This window comes from Paraburkholderia sp. BGA-UO-ETr-F12, from assembly GCF_059567945.1.
The window spans coordinates 282,261-305,858 of the sequence record NZ_JCAQOZ010000056.1 but is presented as its reverse complement, the minus strand read 5'-3'; the positions used below and the strand labels follow the sequence as shown (position 1 = coordinate 305,858).

Here is a 23,598-nt window from a genome sequence, read left to right as displayed (position 1 = left end):
GTAAAACAGGGAACGCCACAGCGTTTCTTGTCACGGGTTCGGAGGCCATTAGCGCGCTTCGCCAATCTACACGGGGCATTGCATTTCTATGCGGGCTGCAATCGGCGATTGGCACAGCGCATGCTCGGGCGCTACAAACCCCACAGCCCCCCGACTCTGCCCCTTTGCGAAGGAACGCCATGAAAATCGCTCTCGTCAGTGAACACGCCTCGCCACTCGCTGTTGCCGGAGGAGTCGACAGTGGCGGACAGAATATCTATGTCGCCAACGTCGCGCGCGAGCTCGTGGCGATGGGGCATCAGGTCGATGTTTTCACGCGGCGCGACCGCGCATTGCTGCCGCTCGCTTCCGACATGGACGGCGTGCGTGTGATCCATGTTCCCGCCGGGCCGCCAAAACAGTTGCCGAAAGAGCAATTGCTGCCGTTCATGGATGAATTCGCGGCCTTCCTGATCGAGTTCTTCCGCGGCGAGCGCGAGCCGTACCACGTTATTCACGCGAACTTCTTCATGTCCGGGCTTGCCGCGCTGAAAGTCAAGGCCGCGCTCGGCGTACCGCTGGTAACGACTTTCCACGCGCTGGGCCGGGTGCGCCGGATTCATCAAGGGGCGGACGACGGCTTCCCGGACGAACGCTTCGCGATCGAAGACGACCTCGTCGCCCGCTCGGACATTGTCGTGGCCGAGTGTCCGCAGGACGAAGCCGACCTGGTCGAACACTATGACGCCGATCCGGCGCGTATCCAGATCGTGCCGTGCGGCTTCAACGCAGACGAATTCCGGCCCGTGGAGCGCCGTGCTGCTCGCGAAGCGCTCGGCTGGCAGCAGGACGAATTCATCGTGCTGCAACTCGGCCGTCTCGTGCAACGCAAGGGCATCGACAACGTGGTGCGCGGCGTCGGGCTCCTCAAGCAGACGTTTGGGGCAAGCGCGCGGCTTTACGTGGTGGGCGGCAACTCGGACGCGCCGAACGAACTCGCGACGCCCGAGATTGCGCGGCTGCGCGCCATCGCGCACGAATCGGGCGTGGCGGAGCAGACCGTCTTCGTTGGCCGACGCGGCCGGGCGCAGCTGCGCTATTTCTACAGCGCCGCGGATGTGTTCGTGACCACGCCCTGGTACGAACCGTTCGGCATCACGCCGGTCGAGGCAATGGCTTGCGGCACACCGGTGATCGGCGCCGACGTCGGCGGTATTCGCTTTTCGGTCGCCGACGGCCTGACCGGCTTCCTCGTGCCGCCACGCGATCCGGCTGCGCTGGCCGCGCGCCTCGCCCAATTGCGGCGCGACCCCGACCTTGCACGCCGCATGGGCGAGGCCGGACTCGCGCGGGCCCGCGCAGCGTTCACGTGGAAGGGCGTCGGCGAGTCGCTCGCGCAAATCTATGCGCGCGCCGCGGGTCTCGCGCCGGCCACCGGCGACTCCGAGCGTATCGCGCTGCCAAAACGCGCTGCGGCCGGCGCAGCCTTCCGTTGACGTCCGGATGATGCAAGCCGCTGTCTTCCTCGACAAGGACGGTACGCTGCTCGACGACGTGCCGTACAACGTCGACCGTTCGCGGATGCGCCTCGCGCCCGGCGCGCGCGAAGCGCTGGCGCTACTCGCCACGTTACCCGTCGCGCTATTCGTTATCAGCAATCAGTCCGGCGTCGCGTTGGGCAAATTTGACGTTACCGCGTTGCATGGGGTCGAAGCCGAATTGCATCGTCTGTTTGCCGGGTGCGGCGCGACCTTGAGTGGCGTGTACTGGTGCCCTCACCACCCACGCGGCAGCGTCGCGCGCTATGCGGCCTTGTGCAGTTGCCGGAAGCCCGCACCAGGCATGCTGCTGCGCGCGGCGCATGAACACCGGCTCGACCTCGCGAGCAGCTGGTTCGTCGGCGATATTCTCGACGACGTCGAGGCCGGCAACCGCGCGGGTTGCCGCACGGTGCTGCTCGACAACGGTCACGAGACCGAGTGGCTCGACGGGCAGTGCCGCGTGCCGACGGCGCGGGCGGTCAATCTGCACGAGGCAGCAACGCTGATCGCGAGCCGGCGCAATGCGGACGAATACGCTGCGTGGCCGCGCGGGGAAGCCACGCGATGAATGCCCCGCTGCTACTCCCCCAACCTACGCTCGCGCATGCACGGGTACCCGATACGTCGCCGCCCGCGCGGTGGGGCGAGGACGTCAGGCGAATTCTGTGCGTGCGACTCGACAATCTCGGCGACGTCTTGATGACCACGCCCGCGCTGCGTGCGCTGCGCCACTCGGCGCCCGATCGTCATGTCACTTTGCTGGCGTCGCGCAGCGGTGTCGCGCTCGCGCCCTTTCTCGACGACGTCGACGACGTGATCGAGTACGACGCGCCGTGGGTCGCGCAGCCCTCGAGCAATGCGCGCAGTTTGCTCGACGACCATCGCATGCAGGAGCGCTTGCGTAGCGGCCGTTTCGATGCCGCGGTGATTTTCACGGTCTACAGTCAAAGCCCGCTGCCCGCCGCCATGCTTTGCTACCTCGCCGGCATTCCGCGCCGCCTCGCGCATTGCCGCGAGAATCCCTACGCGCTGTTGACCGACTGGCTGCGCGAACCTGAACCGCAGCAGCGCACCCGCCATGAGGTGGAGCGGCAACTCGATCTCGTCGGCCATATCGGCGCGCATGCGCAGGATACGGGCATGCGCTTTCGCGTTTCGGATGCCGAGCGCCGCACGCTGCAGGCGCAACTCGTTGCACGCGGCGTCGATCGAGAAGTCGGCTGGATCGTGCTGCATCCTGGGGCCACAGCCGCTTCGCGCCGCTATCCGCCCGAGCGGTTCGGCGAAGTCGCCACGCGCCTCGTCCGTGAAACCGGCGCGCCGCTGCTGATTTCCGGTGGCTCGAGCGAGCGGCCGCTGGTCGAAGCCGTGATCCGCGCCGCCGCGCCAGGCGTGCGCTCGCAGCTGCACGATCTCAGCGGCGCGCTCACGCTCGGCGAACTCGGCGCGCTGATCGAGGGCGCCAGCGTACTCGTCTCCAATAACAGCGGACCGGTGCATCTCGCGTCCGCGTTGAACACGCCGGTGGTCGACCTCTACGCGCTGACCAATCCGCAGCACACGCCATGGCAAACGCCGCAACGCGTGCTGTTTCACGACGTCGAGTGCCGCTGGTGTTATCGCAGCGTGTGTCCGCAACATCATCACGCCTGCCTGCTCGGTGTCACGCCGGGCGAAGTCGTGCAGGCGGCGCTCGACTTGCGCGCCGAGGCGGCTGTGCGCAACGCGGCTCGCGCTGCAGCAAGCGAGCCCGACCGCACCGCGGCGCCGCCTCTTGCCGATGAACCGATCGCTCCCTGAAACCCTTCTCTTTTGCGAACGACCATGTACACACTCGGAATCAATGCCGTCTATCACGATAGCGCCGCGGCCCTGCTGCGCGACGGTGTCGTGCTCGCCGCCGCCGAAGACGAACGCTTCACGCACGTCAAACATGCAAAGCGGCCCGTGCCGTTCTCGACCTGGCAATTGCCCTTCGACGCGATCGACTATTGCCTGAAGGCCGCCGGCATTACGCTGGCCGACGTCGACCATGTCGCCTACTCGTACGATCCCACCTTGTTCGGCGGCATGCCGAGCCGACCCGGCGCGACCATCGAGTTGCCGTTCGATCCGGCCAACACGCGTCTTTCAGACCCGGCCGCTTCGCCATGGGACCCACTGTTTCTCAGCTATATCGCGAATGCAAAAGGACAACTGCTCGACGGCGCGCCGCATCATCTGAAGAAACGTTTTCAGGGCGTGGATCGGGACAAGGGCTTCACGTGGCACTTCGTCGAGCATCATCTCGCGCACGAAGCGAGCGCCTTTCTCGCCGCGCCGTTCGACGACATGGCCGTACTGACCATGGACGGCCGCGGCGAAGGCGTGACCACCAGCATGGGGCAGTTTGTCGGCGGCGAATACACGCGGCTCAAGCAGGTCGAACTGCCGCATTCGCTGGGCTTGCTCTACGAAGCTGTCACTGACTGGCTGGGCTTTCTGCACTCGTCGGACGAATACAAGGTGATGGCGCTCGCGTCGTACGGCAAACCCGCGTATGTCGATGTATTCCGTGAGATCGTTCGCTATCGCAATGACGGCAGCTACACCGTCGACGCCCCGCGTCTGGTCGAACGCTTCGGCCCAGCGCGCGAACGTGGCGGCCCGCTCGAACAGCGCCACTTCGATATCGCGCATTCGTTGCAGCGCGTGCTGGAAGAGACGGTATTGCAACTGGCCGGCTGGCTGCACCGGCAGACCGGTTTGAGCAAACTCAGCATGGCCGGCGGCGTGGCGTTGAACTGCGTGATGAATTCGAAACTGCGCGACGCCGGCCCATTCGACGACGTTTGGGTTCAGCCGGCGGCCGGCGACGCCGGAACCGCGCTCGGTGCGGCGCTATGGATCGACTATCGCGAACGAGCCGCACACGGCGACCGGACACGTCGCTGGAAGATGGACCACGCATATCTCGGCCCGGAATACAGCGCAGCGGAAATCGAACAGTTCCTGAGCTGGTCGAAGGTGCCTTACCGCCGCCTCGACAACATCGCCGCCGAGACCGCCGCTCTGCTCGCGAACGACAAAGTGATCGGCTGGTATCAGGGCCGCACGGAATTCGGCCCGCGTGCGCTTGGCGCGCGTTCGATTCTCGCCTCACCGACTGATCCGCGGATGCAGGCAAAGCTCAACGAGATCAAGGACCGTGAGGATTTTCGTCCGGTGGCGCCGGTCGTGATGGAAGAACACGCGCACGAGTGGTTCGTGAACGGCAAGGTCGCGCCGTTCATGCTGTTCGTGTTCGACGTGCGCGCGGAGAAGGCGGAGCGCATTCCGGCGGTGCGGCATGTGGACGGCACAGCGCGCGTGCAGACCGTGAACCGCGCGCAGCATGCGCTGTACTACGACCTGCTGGATGCGTTCAGGCAGCGCACGGGTGTGCCGATTCTGGTCAACACCTCGTTCAATACGCGCGGCGAACCGATGGTGAATTCGCCACGCGATGCCGTGGAGTCTTTCTGGACCTCGCCGCTCGACGCGCTCGTGATCGGTCCGTTCCTCATCGAAAAAACGGGGGGACGCGTATGAGTCTGTCCGCTGCAGACGGTACGGGCGCACGGCCGGCTCAGTTGGAGGTTTCCGTAGTGGTGCCGACCTATCGCCGCCCGGAAATGTTGGCTGCGTGCCTGGACGCTTTGTGCCGGCAGGATTTTCCTGCCGGGCGCTACGAGATCATCGTATGCGACGACGGCCCCGACGACGCCACCCGCCACTGCGTTGCGCAATTCGCACGGGCGCAGGCCGGGCGCGGGCTGGCGGTGCACTATGTGCCGGTAACGCGCACCCAGGGGCCGGCCGGCGCGCGCAATTCGGGCTGGCGCGAGGCGCGCTCGCCGCTGATCGCTTTTACCGACGACGACACGTTGCCCGATCCACATTGGCTCACAGCCGGCGTCGCGGCGCTCGCGAACGGCGCAGCGGCCGCGTCGGGCGCGATTGTAGTGCCGCTGCCGGAACGCCCTACCGATTACGAGGCCGACGCCAGCGGCCTCGAACGGGCCGAGTTCGCCACCGCCAACGCCTTCGTCGCGCGCGCATTTCTCGTGAAAACAGGCGGCTTCGACGAGCGCTTCACGTCGGCCTGGCGCGAAGACTCCGACCTGCAATTTTCGTTGCTGCAAGCCGGTGGGGAAATAGTGCGCGCGCCGGATGCCGTGGTCGTGCATCCGGTCCGGCCCGCACGCTGGGGCGTGAGCATCGCGCAACAGAAGAAGAGCCAGTTCGACGCACTGCTTTACAAGAAGCACCCACGACTATTCAAAGCACGCATTCGCGCAACGCCACCGCTTTTGTACTACGCGATTCTGTGCGCCGCGCTCATCGCACTAATCGCCGGTCTGGCCCGCGATTTTCGCACCGCGCTCGCGGCGCTGCTCGTGTGGGTGGCGTTGACCAGCTACTTCTGCGTGATGCGCTTGAGCAACCGCGATCGAAGCTGGCGGCACGTCGCCGAAATGGTCTGGACGTCGGTTCCGATTCCGTTTCTTTCGATCTATTGGCGGCTGTATGGCGCCTTTCGCTTCAAGGTGTTCTTTCCATGACTGAAGCCACGTTCCTCGGCGCCCTTGCGCCACGCCGCATCGTCGTTTTCCGCGCGCTGCATCTCGGCGACATGCTGTGCGCCGTCCCGGCGCTGCGGGCATTGCGCCGTGCGGCGCCGCACGCGCATATCGCGTTGCTCGGGCTGCCTTGGGCGCAGACGTTTGTCGAACGCTACCAGGATCTCGTCGATGAACTGATCGTATTTCCCGGCGCAGTCGGTTTTCCGGAGCAGGCCGAAACGAACGCCGGGTTGCCGGGCTTTTTTTCGCGGATGCGCGCGCGGCGTTTCGATCTGGCTATCCAGTTGCATGGTAGCGGCGGCATTGCCAATGATCTGCTGCTCGAATTGGGCGCCAAAGCGCAAGCCGGCTTCGTGCAGCCTGACGAAGCGGCACGGCAGGGCTGCTTCATCGACTGGCCCAAGGATCTGCCCGAGGCCGACCGCTATCTGAAGTTGATGCAAGCGCTGGGTGCGCCCGCGACAGAGCGGCAAGCGGCGTTTCCGCTGAATGTTGAGGATAGGGAGGAATATGCCGCGCTGGTGGCGGCTCATGGCGTGGAAGCACAGCGGCTCGTGCTGATCCATCCGGGCGCGCAGTTGCCGTCGCGCCGCTGGCCAGCGGACCGCTTCGCCGCGGTGGCCGACAGTCTGGCGGGCGCCGGCTGGCAGATCGCCATTACCGGAACGGCAGCAGAAGCCCCGCTGACCGGCGCGGTATTAGGCGCGATGACCTCCCCCGCGCTACATCTTGCGGGCGCCACTTCGCTCGGCGGACTTGCCGCGCTGGTCGCGCACGCGCGGCTGGTGGTCTGCAACGACACCGGCATCTCGCACATCGCGGCGGCCGTGGCCACAGCCTCCGTGGTGATCGCCTCGGGCAGCGACACGCGCCGCTGGGCGCCGTTAGACCACGCGCTGCACCGCGTACTCGCCGACTATCCGGCATGCCGGCCGTGCATGTTCCGTGAGTGTCCGTACGGTCATCCGTGCGCGCTGAACGTGAGCGTTGCTCAGGTCGTGCAAGCGGCGCGCGCGCAGCTCGCGCAGGTGCCGGGGGCGCAACCCGGCGCGCCGAACGCGTTACACGGGAACGCCCGTCCCTTCAAGGAGACGCATCATGCTGCGTAACTGCCGCCGGCTGCGCGTTCTGACCTGGCACGTGCACGGCAATTATCTGTATTACCTCACTCAGGCGCCGCACGAGTTCTACCTCGTCACGAAACCCGGTCATCCGCCCGGTTACGCGGGCAAGGTCGGCGTGCTGCCGTGGGGCGCCAACGTCCATGAGATTCGTGCTGACGACGTGCCCAACCAGCCATTCGACGTGATTCTGTATCAGCACAAAACGCATTGGGAGTACGACCGCGAACATCTGTTGAGCGCCGCGCAGCAGCGTCTGCCGCGCGTCTATATCGAGCACGATCCGCCGCAGGACAATCCGTTCCAGCAGTGGCATTGGGTCGACGACCCCGACACGCTGATGGTCCACGTCACCCATTTCAACCGGTTGATGTGGGATTGCGGCGTCACGCCGACGCGCGTGATCGAGCACGGTGTACTGGTGCCCGCAGGCGCGCGTTATAGCGGTGAGCTGGAGCGCGGCATTGTGGTGGTGAATCATCTGGCGCAACGCGGACGGCGTCTGGGCGCCGATGTCTTCAACGCGGCGCGCACCCGCGTGCCGCTCGATCTGGTCGGCATGGACGCCGCGAGGCTCGGCGGTATCGGCGAAATCGGCAATCTCGATCTGGCCGCGTTCAGCGCGCGCTATCGCTTCTTTTTCAATCCGATTCGTTGGACCAGCCTCGGGCTCGCGATCGTGGAGGCGATGACGATTGGCATGCCGATCGTCGGCCTCGCCACGACCGAACTCGCCACCGTGATCCGCAATGGCGAGAACGGCTTCGTTCATACCGACCTGGATACGCTGGTGGACGCCATGACCGCGCTGCTGCGCGATCCCGCCGAGGCGCGGCGTCTCGGCGAAGGCGCACGGCGCACCGCGCTGGAGCGTTTCCATATCGACCGTTTTGCGCAGGACTGGCACGACACGCTGCTGAACGTCACCGCCTGACCGGTGGCGCAAACGCAGCTCAAGCAAGGACAACGCAACATGAAAGAACTTACCCGCAAGCGGATTCTGGTTACCGGCGGCGCAGGATTTCTCGGCTCGCATCTATGCGAACGGCTCGTGACGCAAGGGCACGACGTGCTGTGCGTGGACAACTTCTATACCGGCACGAAGGACAATATCGCGCATCTGCTCGACTGCGCGAATTTCGAACTGATGCGTCATGACGTGACGTTTCCACTGTACGTGGAAGTGGATGAAATCTATAACCTGGCCTGCCCCGCCTCACCGATCCATTACCAGCACGATCCGGTGCAAACCACCAAGACCAGTGTGCACGGCGCGATCAACATGCTGGGGCTCGCCAAACGGGTGAAGGCGAAAATCTTTCAGGCATCGACCAGCGAAGTCTATGGCGACGCGCGCATGCATCCGCAAGCCGAAGATTACTGGGGACACGTCAATCCAATCGGCCCGCGTTCCTGCTACGACGAAGGCAAGCGTTGCGCCGAGACGCTGTTCATGGATTACCGGCGTCAACACGGGCTCTCGATCCGCATTGCGCGCATCTTCAATACTTACGGGCCGCGCATGCATCCCGCCGATGGCCGCGTCGTGTCGAACTTCATGATGCAGGCGCTGCAAGGCAAGCCGATCACGCTTTACGGCGACGGCTCGCAGACCCGCTCATTCTGTTATGTGGACGACATGATCGACGCATTCATCCGTTTGATGAACACGGAGGGCGATCCAGAGGGACCGGTCAACCTCGGGAATCCGCATGAAGTGAGCATGCGCGAGATTGCACAGCGTATTGTAAAGATCACCGGTTCAAGCTCGCCTCTGGAATTGTGTCCGCTGCCGATCGACGATCCGTGGCATCGGCAGCCGGATATCACGCGTGCGCGCGAAATGCTCGGCTGGCAGCCGCAGACATCGCTCGACGAGGGCCTCGCTGCCACCGCGCGTTATTTCCGCGCGCGGATCGAAGCGGGTAGCGCAAGGGGTAGTGCGACGGATGCTCACGCCAAAGCATGATTCGGCCTAGAGCGTCGCGGTCTTGTCGCCCACCGACCGGCTGCCCACCGCATCAAGCTTGCTTTGCAATTCAGCCTTGCGTTTCGCAATCTTGTCGCCGAGGGTGCGCAGGTCGCATGACGATTTGCGCAGTTCGGGGAAGAGCGACTGCTCTTCTTCTTCGACGTGATGCTCCACCATCTCGCTCATCACCTTGAACGTCGCGTCGAAACCCTTGTCGCCGGCCTTCAAGGTCTCAAACTTGGAGATCAGCGTCTTAACAAGGAAATGCTCGACATAGGCTTCCTCCACGTCGATCTTGTCGCTGTCGGGTAAAGCCTGCTGAGCCGCCGGGTACAGAAGCTCTTCTTCGAGCATCGTATGAATGGAAAGCTCTTCGCAGGCGCGCTGCGCCAGCGTCGCCTTCGCTTCGAGATCGTGGTCGGCGGCTTTCCTGAAAGCCGTGAATAACTTTTCGACTGCACGATGATCGGCCTCCAGCACCGCGAGCGCGTCTTGCGAGCCTGGCTGGGTCTTTGTCTCTTCCGGTTTCGTCGCTTGCATGTTGATCTCCTCTATCATGCGGTTGCGCCGCGGCTAACGCGCCGCGGTTGACCGCTATGGCGAGCAAGCGATATGCCCATGGCAGGCTTGTTCGCCAACATAAGACTGGCGACTGTTTCCCCGTGCAGTTGTTCATCCGCGAATGCGCTAGCGGTAATGTGCGGCAATGCGAACCGGTATCGACTTTGCACCTGGCACCTTGCTTTCCTTCGCGTGGTGCCAGAGCGGCAACAGCGGATTGCACTCCGGGAAATAACCAGCAACGCAGCCCAGCGGGATGTCATAGGGGACGATCCGAAGTCCTTCGACGCGGCGGTCAACGCCGTCGTCGGCAATAGTCTGCAGGGTGACCTGTTCGCCTTCCTCGAGCGAGCGCGACGTCATGTCCGCGCGATTCATCAGGATCACCATGCGTGTACCCTTGATGCCGCGAAACCGGTCATCAAGGTTATAGATGGTCGTATTGAACTGGCTGTCGGAGCGCAGGGTCATCAGGCGCAATGCTTCCGGCTCACGCACCGTCATATCCGGGTCTTCATCCAGCGACTCCGGCACCATGAATTCCGCCTTACCGCTTTTGGTTTGCCATTTTCTTTCGCGCGCCGGCAGGGGTCTCGGAAAACCGCCAGGGGTCCACATACGCGCTTCGAAATCGTGAAAAATTGCCGGATAAGTTTCGGCGATCGCCGCACGCACACGACTGTAATCGTCGCGCCACGCATTCCAGTCCACTGTCGATTTGCCCTGCAGTGTTGCGCTGGCTATGCCCGCAACAATAAATGGCTCGGAGCGGATGTCCGGACTTACCGGCTCCGTCACTCCGTGCGAGCCGTGCATGCAACCGGTGCTGTCTTCCATTGAGACGGCCTGCTCGCCATTCGCCTGCCGATCGATCTCAATGCGACTCAGGCACGGCAGAATATAGGACACCGCGCCATGGACGAGGTGGCTCCGGTTGAGCTTGGTGGCGACATTGACAGTGAGGCGCAGACGCGCCCACGCCGGCTCGGTCCGTGACCGGTCTGGTACCGAACGCACGAGGTTGCCGCCGAGGTTGAAAACCGCAGTGACTTCTCCCTTTATCATCGCCTCGAACGCCTCGACAGTGTTCATCCCTTTTGTGCGCGGCGGTTCGAAAGAGAACTGCTGGGCCAGCTTGTCGAGCGGCGCGAGCTCAGGCTTCTCCGTAATGCCGACCGTGCGTTGCCCTTGCACGTTCGAATGCCCGCGTATCGGAGAAGGCCCTGCACCGGGCTTGCCAATATTGCCCCGAAGCAGCAGGAAATTGCACAGCATGCGCACGTTCTGCACACCGAGCCGATGCTGCGTCAGTCCCATGCCGTAATGGACAATCACGGCATTCGCCTTCATATATTCGTCGGCCGCGCGCTCGATGTCGGCGCGCATCAGTCCGCTGGCCCGCTCAATGTCGGCCCACTGAGCCTGCCGGACATAGCGAGAGAAGTCTTCAAAGCCATGCGTGTGTTCGCGAATAAAAGCAACGTCCAGCACACGCGGACGTCCGCTTTCTACCGCCGCGTCGTCCGCGCAGATGACGGCCTTGCAAAGGCCGAGAATCGCGGCGGTGTCGCCGCCTGTGCGCACCTGGTGATACTGGGTGCTGATCTGCGTATGGTCAGGCGAGAGCATCTGCACAGGCGATTGTGGATTCGCGAAGCTGACCAGGCCCGGCTCGCGCAACGGATTGAAGGTGATGATCGGCACGCCACGCTTGCGGGCGTCCTGCAGCGGGTGAAGCATTCGCGGACTGTTCGTGCCGACGTTCTGCCCGAAGAAAAACATGAGGTCCGTCTTTTCGAAGTCATCCAGCGTGATGGTTCCGACCCCGACGCCGATCGCCTCTTTCAGGCCTACGCTGCTGCTTTCATGACACATGTTCGAACTGTCTGGCAGATTGTTCGTACCATACATCCGCGCAAAGAGTTGCAACATATACGACGTTTCAAGCGATGCCCGCCCCGACGTATAGAACACCACCTGCTCCGGGTCCATCGTGTTCAGTTCCCGCCCGATCTCGTCGAACGCATCCTGCCAGGCCACGGGCACGTAATGATCTGACGCGGGGTCATAGCGTAGTGGTCCGCTCAGGCGCCCCGCTTCCTCCAGATCGTGGTCGTGCCACGTCAGAAGCTCGCTCACCGAATGGGTCTGGAAAAAATCGGCATCGACCCGTTTAGTCGTGGTATCCCATGCAGTCGCTTTTGCGCCGCTCTCGCAAAATTCGAACGTGTGCGGATCAGCCGGTTTCGCCCATGAGCAACTGACACACATGAAACCATCCGGTTTGTTCTGACGCAGCAGAATCGCGCTGTCTTTCAGCGCTACTTTCTCCTGGCTGAGAATTTTTGCGACTGCCTTTAACGACCCCCAACCGCCCGACGGGTGCGGATACGCTTCGTTTAATTTTTCCTTGTCCATGGAACGCTCCTCGCGACGGTGACATCCCGGATACCAGCAAGTGGCATTCCAAAGTCAAGCGGTACATGTCGGGGGATTCGAATAACCAGAAACGACGCCGCTGCCGGGGTCGAACGTGATATGGATGATCGCCGGACCGGGCGGCATGTGCGGGATCGCTGTCTCTGTCCGGCGGAGCTATACACTTCGTCGCCGCGCCTCCATTCGCTGCCCCATCACGGTATCTGGCCTGAGAACCTCGGGGCGCCGAACTGGTGAAGACGATCAGCAAGCATGACGCTCATCATTAGTTGGATAACTTAACGCTTACAACTGCACGCCGGGCCGGCCGATGGCACACCAGAAGTCGGGGTGCCACCCGCCGGCCGCATCGATGCCTCGCTGATCTCACTTCCCCTTCGTATCACTGCTCGCATCCGCACCCGGGGTGTTAGTCGTGTCGTTCATCGGCTTCTTCTTCGACTTTGACATGTGATGCATTTTGGTCCCGCCGCTACTCATCGCGCCTGACGCCGGACTGCCGTCGACCGTCGGCCCCGCAGTCGCGGCACCGTGCGCATTTCCCGAGCCACCTGCCGGACCGCCTCCGTTGCCATTGCCTCCACCCGTCTGCGCGAACGCTGCGCCTGACATGGTCAAAATTGCTGCTGCTAAAAATGCCTTCGAGTATTTCATTTAAGCCACCCTATTTGAATGAAACGGACGGCACATGCCGCGCTCAAAGTGACGCTACTGCACGTGCGCTACCTTTGCCGGACAGCGTGCCTGCTATTGCTGAACGAAGTGGCCACGATTGCTCCACAGCTTCGGTTGCAGCAAGGGCTATGCCGCGCGTAATCGAAACTCTTCCGCACAAATGCCCGTGGGAATTCAGCCGGGCCATCGAGATGTAAGCACTACAAAAGCGCTGCAAATCAGGCACGTTATGTCTCGTCAGGCAAATCAGTGATTCGTCGTCGTGTCGCTGGCGGCGCCAGTTTCCGGCGCTGTGTGCGTACCCGCAGCCGACGCCCGGGATTCTTTATCGCGCGTCATCTTGCTCCCTGTCTGGCCATTACCCTGCGCATTCGATGGCTTGGCCGAATGCGCCTCGGTCGAGTTCGCGCCGGGCTGAGCAAGCGGTTTATCTTTCTGGTTATAGGTGCTCGAACCGGTCTGTGCGTGGCTCGCCTCGACAAGGCATCCAGTCGCAATCACTAGCGCCAGCATGTTCGCCATGCAGCGTCGATATGAGGAATTCAAAACACTCTCCTTCAACCAGATCGCGTCTGCGAATACTCACGCCGCCCGAATGCACGATAAAAATACACACCGGCACCGCTACTAAATAATCGGCGCACCGCCGGTGACCGCGATCGTCGCGCCCGATATGTAGCTGGCTTCATCGGATGCCAGCATCACATAAGCCGCAGCGAGTTCCGCAGGTTGTCCCGGCCGCTTCATCGGAACCTGCTCGCCGAATTTCTCGACCTTCTCGGGGGGCATGGTCGACGGTATCAGCGGTGTCCAGATCGGTCCGGGCGCCACGCAATTCGCGCGAATTCCTTTCTCCGCGAGCAATTGCGCGAGTCCTCCAGTGAAGTTTTGGATCGCGCCCTTGGTGGTGGCGTACGCAATGAGACCGGGATTGGGATGGTCGGCGTTGATCGACGAGGTGTTCACGATCGAAGCGCCAGGCTTCATATGTCTTACCGCGGCCCGTGTAATCCTGAACATCGCGCCGATATTGGTATCGAAGGTCTTATCCCATTCTTCGTCGCTGATTGCATCGAGCGACGGGTAGCTCATCTGATAAGCGGCGTTGTTGACCAGTACGTCGAGTCGGCCGAATGCGGCGATCGCGCGGGCGACGATCTCGTTACAGTGATCCCGGTTCGTAATATCGCCACGCAGCAGGACCGCTTTACGGCCAGCCGCTTCTACCCAGTGTGCGGTTTCACGGGCATCCTCGTCTTCGTCGAGATACGAAATCAGGACGTCGGCGCCTTCGCGCGCGAACGCAATCGCCACAGCACGGCCGATGCCGCTGTCCCCGCCCGTCACAATCGCTGCTTTGCCTGCGAGGCGCCCTGTGCCCTTGTACGAATGCTCACCGTGGTCGGGCTTTGGCGTCATCGGACTCGTGTGCCCGGGAGTCCGGTCCTGCTGCTGTCTCGGGAACGGTGGTGCGGAACGTGATAGATCGCTCATGACTCTCCTCAATGCGGTTACATGCGCCGCCTTGGGACGAAAACCGGCGGCACATGACACATAGGCAGCAAACGGTAGACCTGGGGCGACCTGCGGCGGACATGTTTCTTGCTGCATTGTCCAGTAGTGCGCTGAACCGTCCGCCAAGGCATCGCAAGCGCGTTTGATGGAGACCGATCGTGAAGGTAAAGCGCAATAGGACTTTGGTTATCCTGATTATTCTGGCAGCCACCGCACTCGCTGGATGCAAGAAAGCGGATGACACGAGCCGGAACACCCTGAGTTCCGGCAGCAGCGGTGTGATGAGCAATTCGGCGGGGTTGAGCGGCACGCCCGGCAGCAGTGACGCCGCAAAGCGAGCCAGTGATGCCGCCACGTCCAGCGGGGCGTCGGCGTCGGCGGCGCAATGAAAGCGTGGTTCGAGCGATCCGGTTCAGGTAATCCGCTCACGCCGCCGGGATAAACCCGGCACGGCGTAAGCGGTCAATGACGGACTGGTCAGACACGCGAGGCGGCAGCGCTTTAGAGCTCGTCAGCACCAAGGGTTGGGTCGTTTTCCAGCGCTCCACGGCTCTCCAACCAATACGGCCGCCGGTTGTAGTAGCTATACGTCGATTCTCCCCATCTGGCGTCCGCCATTGTCGGCCAGTGATCCTTGTCGAAGCCGGGATCGTCCTTCAGCCGCTGTGCGGGAATATCGACGACGAAGCACTTCTCGTCGGTATCGAGCGTCAGCGCGCTCCACGGAATGGCGTGCAAGTTGGCGCCCATTCCGAGGAAACCGCCCTCGGACAGCACCGCGTAAGCGATGCGTCCGTTTCTGACGTCAAGCATGATGTCCGAAATTTTCCCGACGTGTTCGCCGTCGGAGGACATAACCTTGTTTCCATCGAGCGTTGCTGCCGCCATAATTTCCGGTCCCGGTCCCTCGCCTACGCCACTGCCGACAATGTCAGCGCCGGACTGGCTAACGCCTTGCGGGTTGATAGGGTTCATGGTCCACCTCCTCAAGAAAAGTACCGAAGGGGCGCGCAAGCGGTGTTCCCGAGTCGTTGGCCGATGTCCACGCAGTGGAAATGCGGCTGGCTTGGCACGTGTACAAATCGTAATTCTTCCCCTCCGTCATGGGGCGAATCAGGCTGGCGCCGCCTCGCCGCGGCTCATACAGACGGCACCGCTTCGTGGCCTGATTCGTGCTGCATTCTGTGCGACCCGGCAGGAGGCCATCATGAAAACACGCATTTTTACTTACGTCGAATGCCCATGCGGACATCGCGGCGCCGTCATCGAAAGTCTGGATATTGGCGATTTTCAAGGCCCGCAGTATCGGACGTGGCTGCGCGACCTGAACCATGCCGGCACCTACGAAGGCGTAGACCGGTTGTTCGCAAGGGCGAAGCCCGGCTGCCCGGCGTGCGGTCGAAGTCTCGGTCCGGAAAACATAGTTGGACGCAGCGAACTGGAGGGCTCCGGCGCAGTGCTGCGGCCAAAGGAAGACAGCGCCGGCTGTATTAGCGCGTGAAAATGGGCCCGCTTTTCGGGCGCTCTGGTAGGCCGTACTGGATTCGAACCAGTGACCAACGGATTAAAAGTCCGCTGCTCTACCAACTGAGCTAACGACCCCTGCTGCTTCTTGTTTCATTTGTACCGCGAACGGCGCGTCGTTGCCGTACCCTGGCCGTCGCAGTCTCGCGCCTTCCACAAACCGGCGGCGGCCATGAAACCGCCNCGGGCGCTCTGGTAGGCCGTACTGGATTCGAACCAGTGACCAACGGATTAAAAGTCCGCTGCTCTACCAACTGAGCTAACGACCCCTGCTGCTTCTTGTTTCATTTGTACCGCGAACGGCGCGTCGTTGCCGTACCCTGGCCGTCGCAGTCTCGCGCCTTCCACAAACCGGCGGCGGCCATGAAACCGCCGCCGGTCTTCATGCGTCAGCTCGTCTGCACCTCGATCCGTCGCGGCCGGGCTTCGTCGCGACGCGGAATGGTCAGCTTCAGCACCCCATCCTGCAGGTTCGCGTCGATCTTCGATGTATCGAAGTCCGGACTCAGCGAGAAAGACCGCGCGAAATGCGGCTCACGGATTTCGGCGTGCTGCAGCCGTAGACCGGCGGGCGTCGGCACGACCGCTTCGGCCTCGATGTACAGATTACCGTCGTGCACCTTCACGTCGAGTTTGTCCTTGGTGACGCCCGGCAGATCGGCCCACAGCGTGACGCCCTGGCTGTCCTCGAATATGTCGACGGCCGGCGTGAGCGTTATCCGGCGTGCCGGCCGGTCACCCTCGCGTCGTGTCACGGCATTCTGGTCGCGCTCAGCAACCTGAGTTCTGTCATTCATGGTTTGCTCCTCAAATCACAGGCGTTACTGGACGGTAATGCCACGTGGCCTCGACGCTTCGCGCTTGCCGACGGTAACCGACAGACAGCCGTTGGTATAGCGCGCCTGCACCCGCTCGGGATCGGCATTCTGCGGAAGCTCGATCACGCGCCGGAAACTGCCGGTAAAGCGCTCCTGTGCATAGGTGCGGGTATCGTCGCGCGTGTCGTCGTCGGCCACCACGCGGGCAGGCTTGCGCTCACCGCTGATGATCAGCAGACCCTTGTCGATCGAAACGTCGATGTCGGCCGCCTTGAGTCCGGGCGCGAACGCGACGATTTCGATCGCGTCGTCGGTCGCACCGATGTTCACTTGCGGAAAGGCCCCGAAACGGCCAGAGCGGATGCTGGACGGGAAGCCGCCGAACAGGCTGTCCATCTGCCGCTGCAGACGGTCAAACTCACTGAACAGGTCGGCGCCGGAAAAGAGATCACTCATCGTATCCTCCTTCGATTCAGCGAGGAGGCGAACGGGCCTACGCTCCAGTTCGCCTGCCAGCTTGCTGACAAACAAATCGAAACGCAGCGCGCCGGCTGTAACCGACGCATCTGCCTGAGCGAAATCAAAGATATAACTTGCGGTGAAAATTTCAAGAGGTGGTGCCGAAATTGCAGCGTGGAATGAGTTAGCCGCGACGCATGCGCCGGCCCACTGCAGCGAGAGCGGATCGTCGGTCTGCTCAGGCCCGCCGGTTCCCTGCTCATGGCCCCTGCCGGCGCGCGTTGCAATCTCCGCTGATGCGGTCGTTCACCTGCTGCACCGCACAAGCTGCTCGTCGCATATCACCTTGCTTCGGGAGCTTCGCAGCCACGTCCAACGAACGCTTGCGCGTCAGCGCCGCAGAAGACGCCCCCGGGCGGAACGCCGTTTGCTCGCCTTACGAGAATTCCACGCAACAGGAGTTCATCATGTCGACCAGTAGAAACGAGCCGCACGATACCCGGCAAACCGCCGGTAAAAATCAACCCTTGAAGGAACATCGTCCGGGCGTAAATAAAACCGAAGAGAAAATCGACGAGGCCGTCGAGAATACCTTTCCCGCTAGCGATCCGCCGTCGATGGGTGGCTCGACCCGAATAGATCCCGCGCAACCTGTCTCCCGCGAAACAGATCCGGGCGCGAGTTCACCCACGGACACAACGCAAAACGCGCAGGACACACGGGAAAAACGCCACCATCCTCCGTCGGAGAACGCGCTCGAATCGTCGCAGGATAAGAATCCAATTCCTCAGGATTCGGTGCGAAAATAAATTGCCGCGCGTCGGGTCACGAAGGCGAAAGCGCGTCGCTCATGTATTTTTTCAATCGGAGAGCGACGCCCCGCTCTCCCTTCAGTACCTGCGCGGCCAGTGTGCGGCCTGACGATCTGATGAACAACCTTGGCAAATAAAGAGCCTACGCCGGTGGATCGTCCTCGCGGCCTTCAAGATCTCCCTCTGCCGGATCGATGATGCGATCGGGTTCGATATCGCCGCTATCCACTAGCGTCGAGTCGCCGTCGGCGGCGCGGCGTTCGCCGGTACCCGTCCGGTCGGTGTCACCACCGAGTTCGGCGTCACCAGTTTCGAGCGCGTGATTGTCTAACTCGGAATCGACATCGAACTCATGACGCTTCGCACCGGCGACATCGCTGCCGCTATCGGATGAATCGCTCGGGCCGAGTGTGCCCGTCGTTCCTGAAGTTTGCTTGACTGTGTGCTGCGGCTCTTCGTCGGGGTTCAGCGTGCTGCTCATGGCGCTCTCCTTGGTTTATCCGGAAACGGCAGTGAGAGTGTGAGCAAGGACTGTTCCGCTGTGGCATCGGTACCGACCTCCGTAAGAACCAGCTTGACTGCCACGGTCGAGCACCACCAACGTAAAGGCATCTGCCCCGACGACGTCACGTGCGTTACTTAAAAAATAGCCCGCCACGGCGGCATGAGATCCTGGATGTGCTCGAGGGATTCCATCGCGCGTCGTAAAGTCCTACTGAACAGTCCGTGCCGGCATGCTGTTGTCTTCGGGGCGCATGGTCGGCATGTTCATACCGCCACTATCCCCCGTCTTGCTCATGTCGCCAGGAACCCGGTTCCACGGGCTCGATACGGGCTCGCTGTGGTACGTCATGCCTGCGGTTGCGGCACCGTGGGCGCCGCCGCTGCCATTGCCGCCGTTGCCGTTCCCTCCAGCTTGCGCAAGCGTCGCGGCACACACACATAGCGATGCGATAGCGACACGTGCGAGCCGAGCTTTCATCGTCAACTTATCCATGGTGTTTCTCCTGTGATCCCGGCTCGTCCGTTAGCCGTGCCGAAGTCTCATATACCGCGAAAGGTCTGCCCGGCTGCGCCGCGGCAACGCGCAAGCAGGTGCCCGCTCAGGGACGGAGCAGAGATGGACCGCGTCCAGGAGCGATGCATGCGTATGAGTCGAGGCTGGACAGCAAAAATGACTGCGATGTGCCGATTTTTGAGCCTCAGACTCTGCGTACTGTCTGCGCTACTTCGGCATCAGAACCTTGTCGACGACCATGATGACGCCGTTGCTCTGGGTAACGTCGTAGGTTGAAATGTCAGCAGTGTGGCCACCTGCGTCCGTCACTACGATATTGTGCGGACCGTTCTCTGTGAATATCAGCGGCTCACCATTGACCGTTTTCAGTTCGGCCTTGCCGCCGCCGGCCTTGATAGCCTGGTCGAGCTTGCGGAAGTCGTAGCGACCAGGAATGACGTGATACGTCAGGATGCTGGTCAGCATCCCCTTGTTTTCAGGTTTGACGAGCGTATCGACCGTGCCAGCGGGTAACGCAGCAAACGCTTCGTTAGTGGGTGCGAACACCGTAAACGGTCCGGGGCTCTTTAAAGTGTCGACGAGGCCTGCCGCTTTGACCGCGGCGACGAGCGTGGTGTGGTCGGCCGAGTTGACTGCATTGTCCACGATGTCCTTGTTTGGAAACATGGCCTGGCCACCGACCATGACCGTGTCGCTGGCCGCATAGGCGCTAGAGACGACTACCGACAAGGCGACAACGACGAGTATAGGTTTGCACTTCATGATGGACTTCCCCTGAGTCGCCAGGCGTAATTGCGTGGCTCTGACCGCATATACGGGGAATACGCGCGCCTGGATTCAAAAACGGCCTGCATCGAGCGATACCGCTTTCACGGGCAGCCGGCTGCAGTGCCTCTGGCACGTCGCTATCGACTCATTTGATTAGGAGGATGTATGAACAGCAATCTCATCCTCTCAGCCCTTCGGGCAAAAAGATATCCTCGGACGGACGAGCTAGTGCTGCGTTTTCCGTAGCATCGAAGTATCGTAGCCGAGCGCCGCAACCCGGCTTACCAGTTCGGCGCCCAGCGTCGGGTCGGGCTGCGCGGCACGCGTGAGAATCCACAAGTAGCGGCCACTGGGCTCGCCGACAATCGACCAGCTATAGTCGTCCGCATGGTCCAGCACCCAGTAATTCCCCAGATAAAGAGGTCCGAAGAACGACACTCTGAGTTTGGCGTTTGCCGAATCCGGCACGATCTTCGCACGCCCCTCCGACACGCGTAGCGGTCCGCCTGTACCTCCATCGCGACAGCTATTCGTTACGGCAATCAGGCCATCGTTGCGTTTCGCGTACTCGGCGCTCACGCTTTCGCAACCCTTCTCGAACCGGTTTTCATAGCGCGCAAACTCATACCACCGGCCGGTGTAGCGATCCAGATCCACCGGCCTCGCGGGCTCAGGAACCTGCGCATTGCCACTCTTGCCGCCTGTCAGCGATGCGCAAGCTGCCAATAGCCCAAGCGCGGAGACAGCGAGGATCGTTGCGGCGATACCTATCGGGCGCCGCTGCTTCGGCAGTGGCGACGGAGTTTGCGTTTCTGATTGATGCATCGAAATAGCCTTCGATCCGGTTTTCATAAGTCAAACACCCCTGGTTTGATCAGGCCAGCCATGCAGTGGACCGCATCACCATTCCTTGATGCGAACAGACGCAGCTAAGGCGGTGAGCGATCGGGTCAGTCATCGTGCCGCTGCTGCATGAGACGTTCCTCGTGCGCGATGTGCGCGAGCGCGGACTCGAACATCGCGAGGGCGCGGTTGGCCACGTCGCCAAGATTCCGGTGTAGCAATGCGTCCTCGGCAGAGCGCGATTCGCACTCGTCGCTGTATTTTTCGAAGGCCGAGAGTTTCATGATGAGTTCGACAAGGTGCCGTGGACATTCGCACGCAATCGTTGACGAGCGGGTGGCCATCCGGGTCAGCGTCTGATCGTCGAAGCGGCGTGCTGCACGCAGCCAGAGACTGTCGGGCGATGCCGCGCCCCAGCCTCGTGCGGCGCGGACCAGCTCTTCGAGCACTTGCCGCCACTCGATACGGCTGTCGGGTTCGCGGTAAAGACGCACACCGGATAACCGCAACATCTGGATGGCCCGCCCCGTACCGAACCCATAAGCTACTGCGATTGCCCTCGCCTGACACGTTTCGCCCAGACTCAGGACTTGCGATGCCACATCTTCGTGCAGCGAGGCAACCGACACCAGGAGGATGTCGGAGGCCTTATTGGCCAGCTTCGAACTCGCCTCGTCCAGGCTCGCAAAGCGCTCGAAACTGACTACGCCTGCTTCTGAAAGATCGACATCGTCCGACTCGATGCGCCGCAAATAGGCGTCGCCGATGACCGCGAGCGTAATGCCCAGGCGAGGCGGCGTTGTGCCCGGCGCCACCTCGGCGAACTCCCTGCCGGAGCGGCCGAGCGCGAGCTGTTCTAGCTGTATCCGATCAAGCTTCGCGATAGCGCCGATTGCATGGCCGCGCTCAACGAGGCTCTTGATCAGCAACAGCCTGCGCACGTCGTCTTCCGAGTACAGGCGCTGCCCCGATTCGCTCCTGGGCGGCGCCACGACACCATAACGGCGCTCCCAGATACGCAGCGTGGTGACGGGCATCTTTGCCAGCCGCGCCGCGTCTCCGCTGCGGTAACGCTTCTGGGTCTTGTCATCTGTCGCAAAAGCCACTGCAGCTCCTTTCTCCTACCGTCCGTATCGGAATGATAGACGACATATGAGACATAGTGAGTCGACAAAGAGCAGCACACCGAGTCACTGACGCTATTCATTCTGTGTTATACGATATGTACGGGTCAGCCTTGACTCGGAACGCTCGGAACACTCGGAACCAGACCTGAAGCACCATGAATTCGCTGAAATGGGGTCCGCACGTTACTCGCCACAGTGACGAGGTAAAATCCCGCGTCTTAGCAGACGCGCGCGTTTTTGCACCGGTGCGATCCTTCAGGCACACGGATTGCTCACCCTTGTCAGTTGGCCTGCGCTCGCATCGACTCACCGGCCCCAGTTTGAACCTTCGAGCACGATTGAAAATGACACATCAAACATCTATGACATCGGACCAGTCGAACGTCGAAACGGGCGTCCCTGGTCTCGACGTTATCCTGGGTGGAGGTCTGAACCGCGGAGCGCTGTATCTGATTGAAGGCATGGCGGGCGCGGGCAAAACGATCCTGTCTAGCCAGATCGGTTTCCATCGCGTGCTGCAGGGCGAAAAGGTGCTGTATATGACCCTGATCGCTGAATCGCACGACAAGCTTCTTGCACACCTGAGCGGTCTGAATTTTTTTGACGCACAGGTAGTCGCGGAGAAGATGTTCTTCGTCTCGGGCTATCACGCGCTCATGCAGGGCGGGCTGGATGGCTTCCTGAAGCAGGTGGCCTCGAGCCTTCACCAGTATCGTCCGAGTCTTCTGATCATTGACGGGTTCCGCAGCGCGCGGGAGTTTAGCGAGACGGATCTCTCACTGTCCAAATTCATCCATGAGTTGAACGCGCTGGTTGCCGCGATGAACTGCACGACATTGCTGCTGGCGCCTCTGTCAGGCAACGAACCGCATCCCGAGCACACGCTTGTGGACGGCCTGATCGAACTCAACCGCTACAGCGACGGTATGCGCCGGACCCGCGAAATCGAAGTCCACAAGATGCGCGCCCGCGATCATTTATTGGGCAAGCATTTCTTCCGGATCACAGACGGCGGGCACGTCATGTTTCCGAGGCTGGAAGCACGATGCGCAACGCAACCGGGGCCGGCGGACCTCAAGGCGCGCCTCGGATCGGGTATCCCACGCCTTGACGAGTTGCTTGGCGGAGGGTTTATCAAGGGCTCCACGACTACGCTGATGGGTGCAACCGGAATCGGTAAGACACTCCTTGGGCTTCAGTTCCTGGCGGCCGGCGCCAAACGCGGCGAAAAGTCCGTCTACCTCGGCTTTTATGAGTCGCCACAACGATTGATCGGCAAGGCCGAGTCCGTTTCAATTCCGCTTCAGCAAGCCTGCGACAGTGGGCTTCTGACCATCCAGTGGCAACCTGCCATTGAACTGGCGATAGACGAACTCGCAGCCGTTGCTCTCGCGACGGTGAAGCGAACCGGCGCTACGAGGCTGGTGCTCGACGGCATAGAAGGGTTCCGTGATTCCGCCATGCGCACAGGCCGGTTCGGTCTGTTTCTGAACGCACTGACGCATCAGTTGCGCGAAGCGGGAGTCACTACTCTTCTTACGGAGGAAGTACCGTTTTACTCCGATCCTGCCGCGACTCGCGGGATACGCCTGTCAGCCATGACCGAGAATCTCATTCTGTTGCGCTATGCCGAAACGGACACCGGGCTGCATCGAATGATTTCCGTGGTCAAGCAACGGGAAAGCATGCACGACTCTTCGCTTCGGGAGCTCGTCGTGTCCGAGAAAGGCCTCGATATCATCGACGCCTTTCCGGGCGCGGCAGATGTGCTCGCCGGTCGCGGGCGTGCCTCGGGAACACTTGGCCGGTTCCACAGCTGACG

24 protein-coding genes, 2 tRNA genes and 1 pseudogene are annotated in these 23,598 nt (G+C 61.8%); 12 read left to right on the top strand and 15 right to left on the bottom strand.

The genetic code is table 11. The features are described from left to right. Nucleotides 1-179 precede the first annotated feature (179 nt). From AC57B6_RS25360 to AC57B6_RS25325, 8 genes are read left to right on the top strand one after another with little or no spacing between them, the layout of a single operon-like run. Nucleotides 180-1,475: a glycosyltransferase family 4 protein gene (locus AC57B6_RS25360; protein WP_496422324.1), complete on the top strand. Its 1,296-nt coding sequence runs from the start codon at nucleotides 180-182 to the stop codon at nucleotides 1,473-1,475. 7 nt (nucleotides 1,476-1,482) lie between these two features. Beyond that, a complete protein-coding gene (locus tag AC57B6_RS25355) occupies nucleotides 1,483-2,088 on the top strand; it encodes a D-glycero-alpha-D-manno-heptose-1,7-bisphosphate 7-phosphatase (protein WP_496422323.1) in 606 nt (201 codons plus the stop codon). After that, nucleotides 2,085-3,320: a lipopolysaccharide heptosyltransferase II gene (gene waaF, locus AC57B6_RS25350; RefSeq protein ID WP_496422322.1), complete on the top strand. Its 1,236-nt coding sequence runs from the start codon at nucleotides 2,085-2,087 to the stop codon at nucleotides 3,318-3,320. The genes AC57B6_RS25355 and waaF overlap by 4 nt, the downstream gene beginning before the upstream one ends. A gap of 24 nt (nucleotides 3,321-3,344) precedes the next feature. Next, complete coding sequence (locus tag AC57B6_RS25345) at nucleotides 3,345-5,090, top strand: carbamoyltransferase family protein (protein WP_496422321.1); 1,746 nt, start codon at nucleotides 3,345-3,347, stop codon at nucleotides 5,088-5,090. Continuing rightward, nucleotides 5,087-6,103 (top strand): glycosyltransferase family 2 protein, encoded by a 1,017-nt coding sequence (locus tag AC57B6_RS25340; RefSeq protein ID WP_278495183.1) that lies wholly within the window; start codon nucleotides 5,087-5,089, stop codon nucleotides 6,101-6,103. The genes AC57B6_RS25345 and AC57B6_RS25340 overlap by 4 nt, the downstream gene beginning before the upstream one ends. Beyond that, nucleotides 6,100-7,233, top strand: a complete 1,134-nt coding sequence (locus tag AC57B6_RS25335; RefSeq protein WP_496422320.1) for a glycosyltransferase family 9 protein — start codon at nucleotides 6,100-6,102, stop codon at nucleotides 7,231-7,233. Before AC57B6_RS25340 ends, AC57B6_RS25335 begins: the two co-directional genes overlap by 4 nt. Next, complete coding sequence (locus AC57B6_RS25330) at nucleotides 7,223-8,179, top strand: glycosyltransferase family 4 protein (RefSeq protein WP_496422319.1); 957 nt, start codon at nucleotides 7,223-7,225, stop codon at nucleotides 8,177-8,179. Before AC57B6_RS25335 ends, AC57B6_RS25330 begins: the two co-directional genes overlap by 11 nt. A gap of 39 nt (nucleotides 8,180-8,218) precedes the next feature. Further along, nucleotides 8,219-9,214, top strand: coding sequence for a UDP-glucuronic acid decarboxylase family protein (locus tag AC57B6_RS25325; RefSeq protein WP_028194110.1), 996 nt, complete (start codon nucleotides 8,219-8,221; stop codon nucleotides 9,212-9,214). 6 nt (nucleotides 9,215-9,220) lie between these two features. Here AC57B6_RS25325 and AC57B6_RS25320 read toward each other — a convergent pair whose 3' ends face one another. From AC57B6_RS25320 to AC57B6_RS25300, 5 genes are all read right to left on the bottom strand, one after another. Next, a complete protein-coding gene (locus AC57B6_RS25320; RefSeq protein WP_496422318.1) occupies nucleotides 9,221-9,757 on the bottom strand; it encodes a hemerythrin domain-containing protein in 537 nt (178 codons plus the stop codon). Nucleotides 9,758-9,904: 147 nt separating this feature from the next. Beyond that, nucleotides 9,905-12,196 carry an FdhF/YdeP family oxidoreductase gene (locus tag AC57B6_RS25315; protein WP_496422317.1) on the bottom strand — a complete coding sequence of 764 codons (2,292 nt, stop codon included), beginning with the start codon at nucleotides 12,194-12,196 and terminating at the stop codon, nucleotides 9,905-9,907. Nucleotides 12,197-12,583: 387 nt separating this feature from the next. Then, a complete protein-coding gene (locus AC57B6_RS25310) occupies nucleotides 12,584-12,871 on the bottom strand; it encodes a hypothetical protein (protein WP_028194113.1) in 288 nt (95 codons plus the stop codon). Between the two features lie 267 nt (nucleotides 12,872-13,138). Continuing rightward, entirely contained in the window at nucleotides 13,139-13,438 is a 300-nt protein-coding gene (locus AC57B6_RS25305) for a hypothetical protein (protein WP_496422316.1), read from the bottom strand. Nucleotides 13,439-13,519: 81 nt separating this feature from the next. Next, complete coding sequence (locus AC57B6_RS25300) at nucleotides 13,520-14,386, bottom strand: glucose 1-dehydrogenase (protein WP_028194114.1); 867 nt, start codon at nucleotides 14,384-14,386, stop codon at nucleotides 13,520-13,522. A 179-nt stretch (nucleotides 14,387-14,565) separates the two neighbouring features. On the opposite strand from AC57B6_RS25300, the gene AC57B6_RS25295 reads away from it, so the two are divergent. After that, entirely contained in the window at nucleotides 14,566-14,796 is a 231-nt protein-coding gene (locus tag AC57B6_RS25295; protein ID WP_496422315.1) for a hypothetical protein, read from the top strand. A gap of 112 nt (nucleotides 14,797-14,908) precedes the next feature. On the opposite strand, the gene AC57B6_RS25290 is transcribed toward AC57B6_RS25295, so the two are convergent. Further along, a complete protein-coding gene (locus AC57B6_RS25290) occupies nucleotides 14,909-15,382 on the bottom strand; it encodes a PRC-barrel domain-containing protein (RefSeq protein ID WP_028194116.1) in 474 nt (157 codons plus the stop codon). 232 nt (nucleotides 15,383-15,614) lie between these two features. Between AC57B6_RS25290 and AC57B6_RS25285 the strand changes: the two genes are divergently transcribed. After that, on the top strand, nucleotides 15,615-15,908 hold the full coding sequence (locus tag AC57B6_RS25285) for a hypothetical protein (RefSeq protein WP_144192330.1): 294 nt from the start codon (nucleotides 15,615-15,617) through the stop codon (nucleotides 15,906-15,908). A gap of 25 nt (nucleotides 15,909-15,933) precedes the next feature. On the opposite strand, the gene AC57B6_RS25280 is transcribed toward AC57B6_RS25285, so the two are convergent. From AC57B6_RS25280 to AC57B6_RS25265, 4 genes are all read right to left on the bottom strand, one after another. Further along, a tRNA-Lys gene (locus AC57B6_RS25280) sits at nucleotides 15,934-16,009 on the bottom strand. A gap of 115 nt (nucleotides 16,010-16,124) precedes the next feature. After that, nucleotides 16,125-16,200, bottom strand: a tRNA-Lys gene (locus tag AC57B6_RS25275). 120 nt (nucleotides 16,201-16,320) lie between these two features. After that, nucleotides 16,321-16,728 (bottom strand): Hsp20/alpha crystallin family protein, encoded by a 408-nt coding sequence (locus tag AC57B6_RS25270; RefSeq protein ID WP_144192331.1) that lies wholly within the window; start codon nucleotides 16,726-16,728, stop codon nucleotides 16,321-16,323. A 24-nt stretch (nucleotides 16,729-16,752) separates the two neighbouring features. Continuing rightward, nucleotides 16,753-17,205 (bottom strand): Hsp20/alpha crystallin family protein, encoded by a 453-nt coding sequence (locus AC57B6_RS25265; RefSeq protein ID WP_496422314.1) that lies wholly within the window; start codon nucleotides 17,203-17,205, stop codon nucleotides 16,753-16,755. Between the two features lie 470 nt (nucleotides 17,206-17,675). On the opposite strand from AC57B6_RS25265, the pseudogene AC57B6_RS25260 reads away from it, so the two are divergent. Continuing rightward, a pseudogene (locus AC57B6_RS25260) lies at nucleotides 17,676-17,861 on the top strand (hypothetical protein); the annotation flags it as partial. 301 nt (nucleotides 17,862-18,162) lie between these two features. On the opposite strand, the gene AC57B6_RS25255 reads toward AC57B6_RS25260, so the two are convergent. From AC57B6_RS25255 to AC57B6_RS25235, 5 genes are all read right to left on the bottom strand, one after another. Then, nucleotides 18,163-18,501 carry a hypothetical protein gene (locus AC57B6_RS25255; protein WP_028194120.1) on the bottom strand — a complete coding sequence of 113 codons (339 nt, stop codon included), beginning with the start codon at nucleotides 18,499-18,501 and terminating at the stop codon, nucleotides 18,163-18,165. Nucleotides 18,502-18,732: 231 nt separating this feature from the next. Further along, complete coding sequence (locus tag AC57B6_RS25250) at nucleotides 18,733-19,017, bottom strand: hypothetical protein (RefSeq protein ID WP_144192334.1); 285 nt, start codon at nucleotides 19,015-19,017, stop codon at nucleotides 18,733-18,735. A 228-nt stretch (nucleotides 19,018-19,245) separates the two neighbouring features. Continuing rightward, a complete protein-coding gene (locus AC57B6_RS25245; protein ID WP_496422313.1) occupies nucleotides 19,246-19,800 on the bottom strand; it encodes a fasciclin domain-containing protein in 555 nt (184 codons plus the stop codon). Between the two features lie 231 nt (nucleotides 19,801-20,031). Then, a complete protein-coding gene (locus AC57B6_RS25240; protein ID WP_144192336.1) occupies nucleotides 20,032-20,631 on the bottom strand; it encodes a lipocalin family protein in 600 nt (199 codons plus the stop codon). A 125-nt stretch (nucleotides 20,632-20,756) separates the two neighbouring features. Further along, nucleotides 20,757-21,755: a MerR family transcriptional regulator gene (locus tag AC57B6_RS25235; protein WP_496422312.1), complete on the bottom strand. Its 999-nt coding sequence runs from the start codon at nucleotides 21,753-21,755 to the stop codon at nucleotides 20,757-20,759. Between the two features lie 365 nt (nucleotides 21,756-22,120). On the opposite strand from AC57B6_RS25235, the gene AC57B6_RS25230 reads away from it, so the two are divergent. Beyond that, a complete protein-coding gene (locus tag AC57B6_RS25230) occupies nucleotides 22,121-23,596 on the top strand; it encodes an ATPase domain-containing protein (RefSeq protein WP_496422311.1) in 1,476 nt (491 codons plus the stop codon). Nucleotides 23,597-23,598 lie beyond the last annotated feature (2 nt).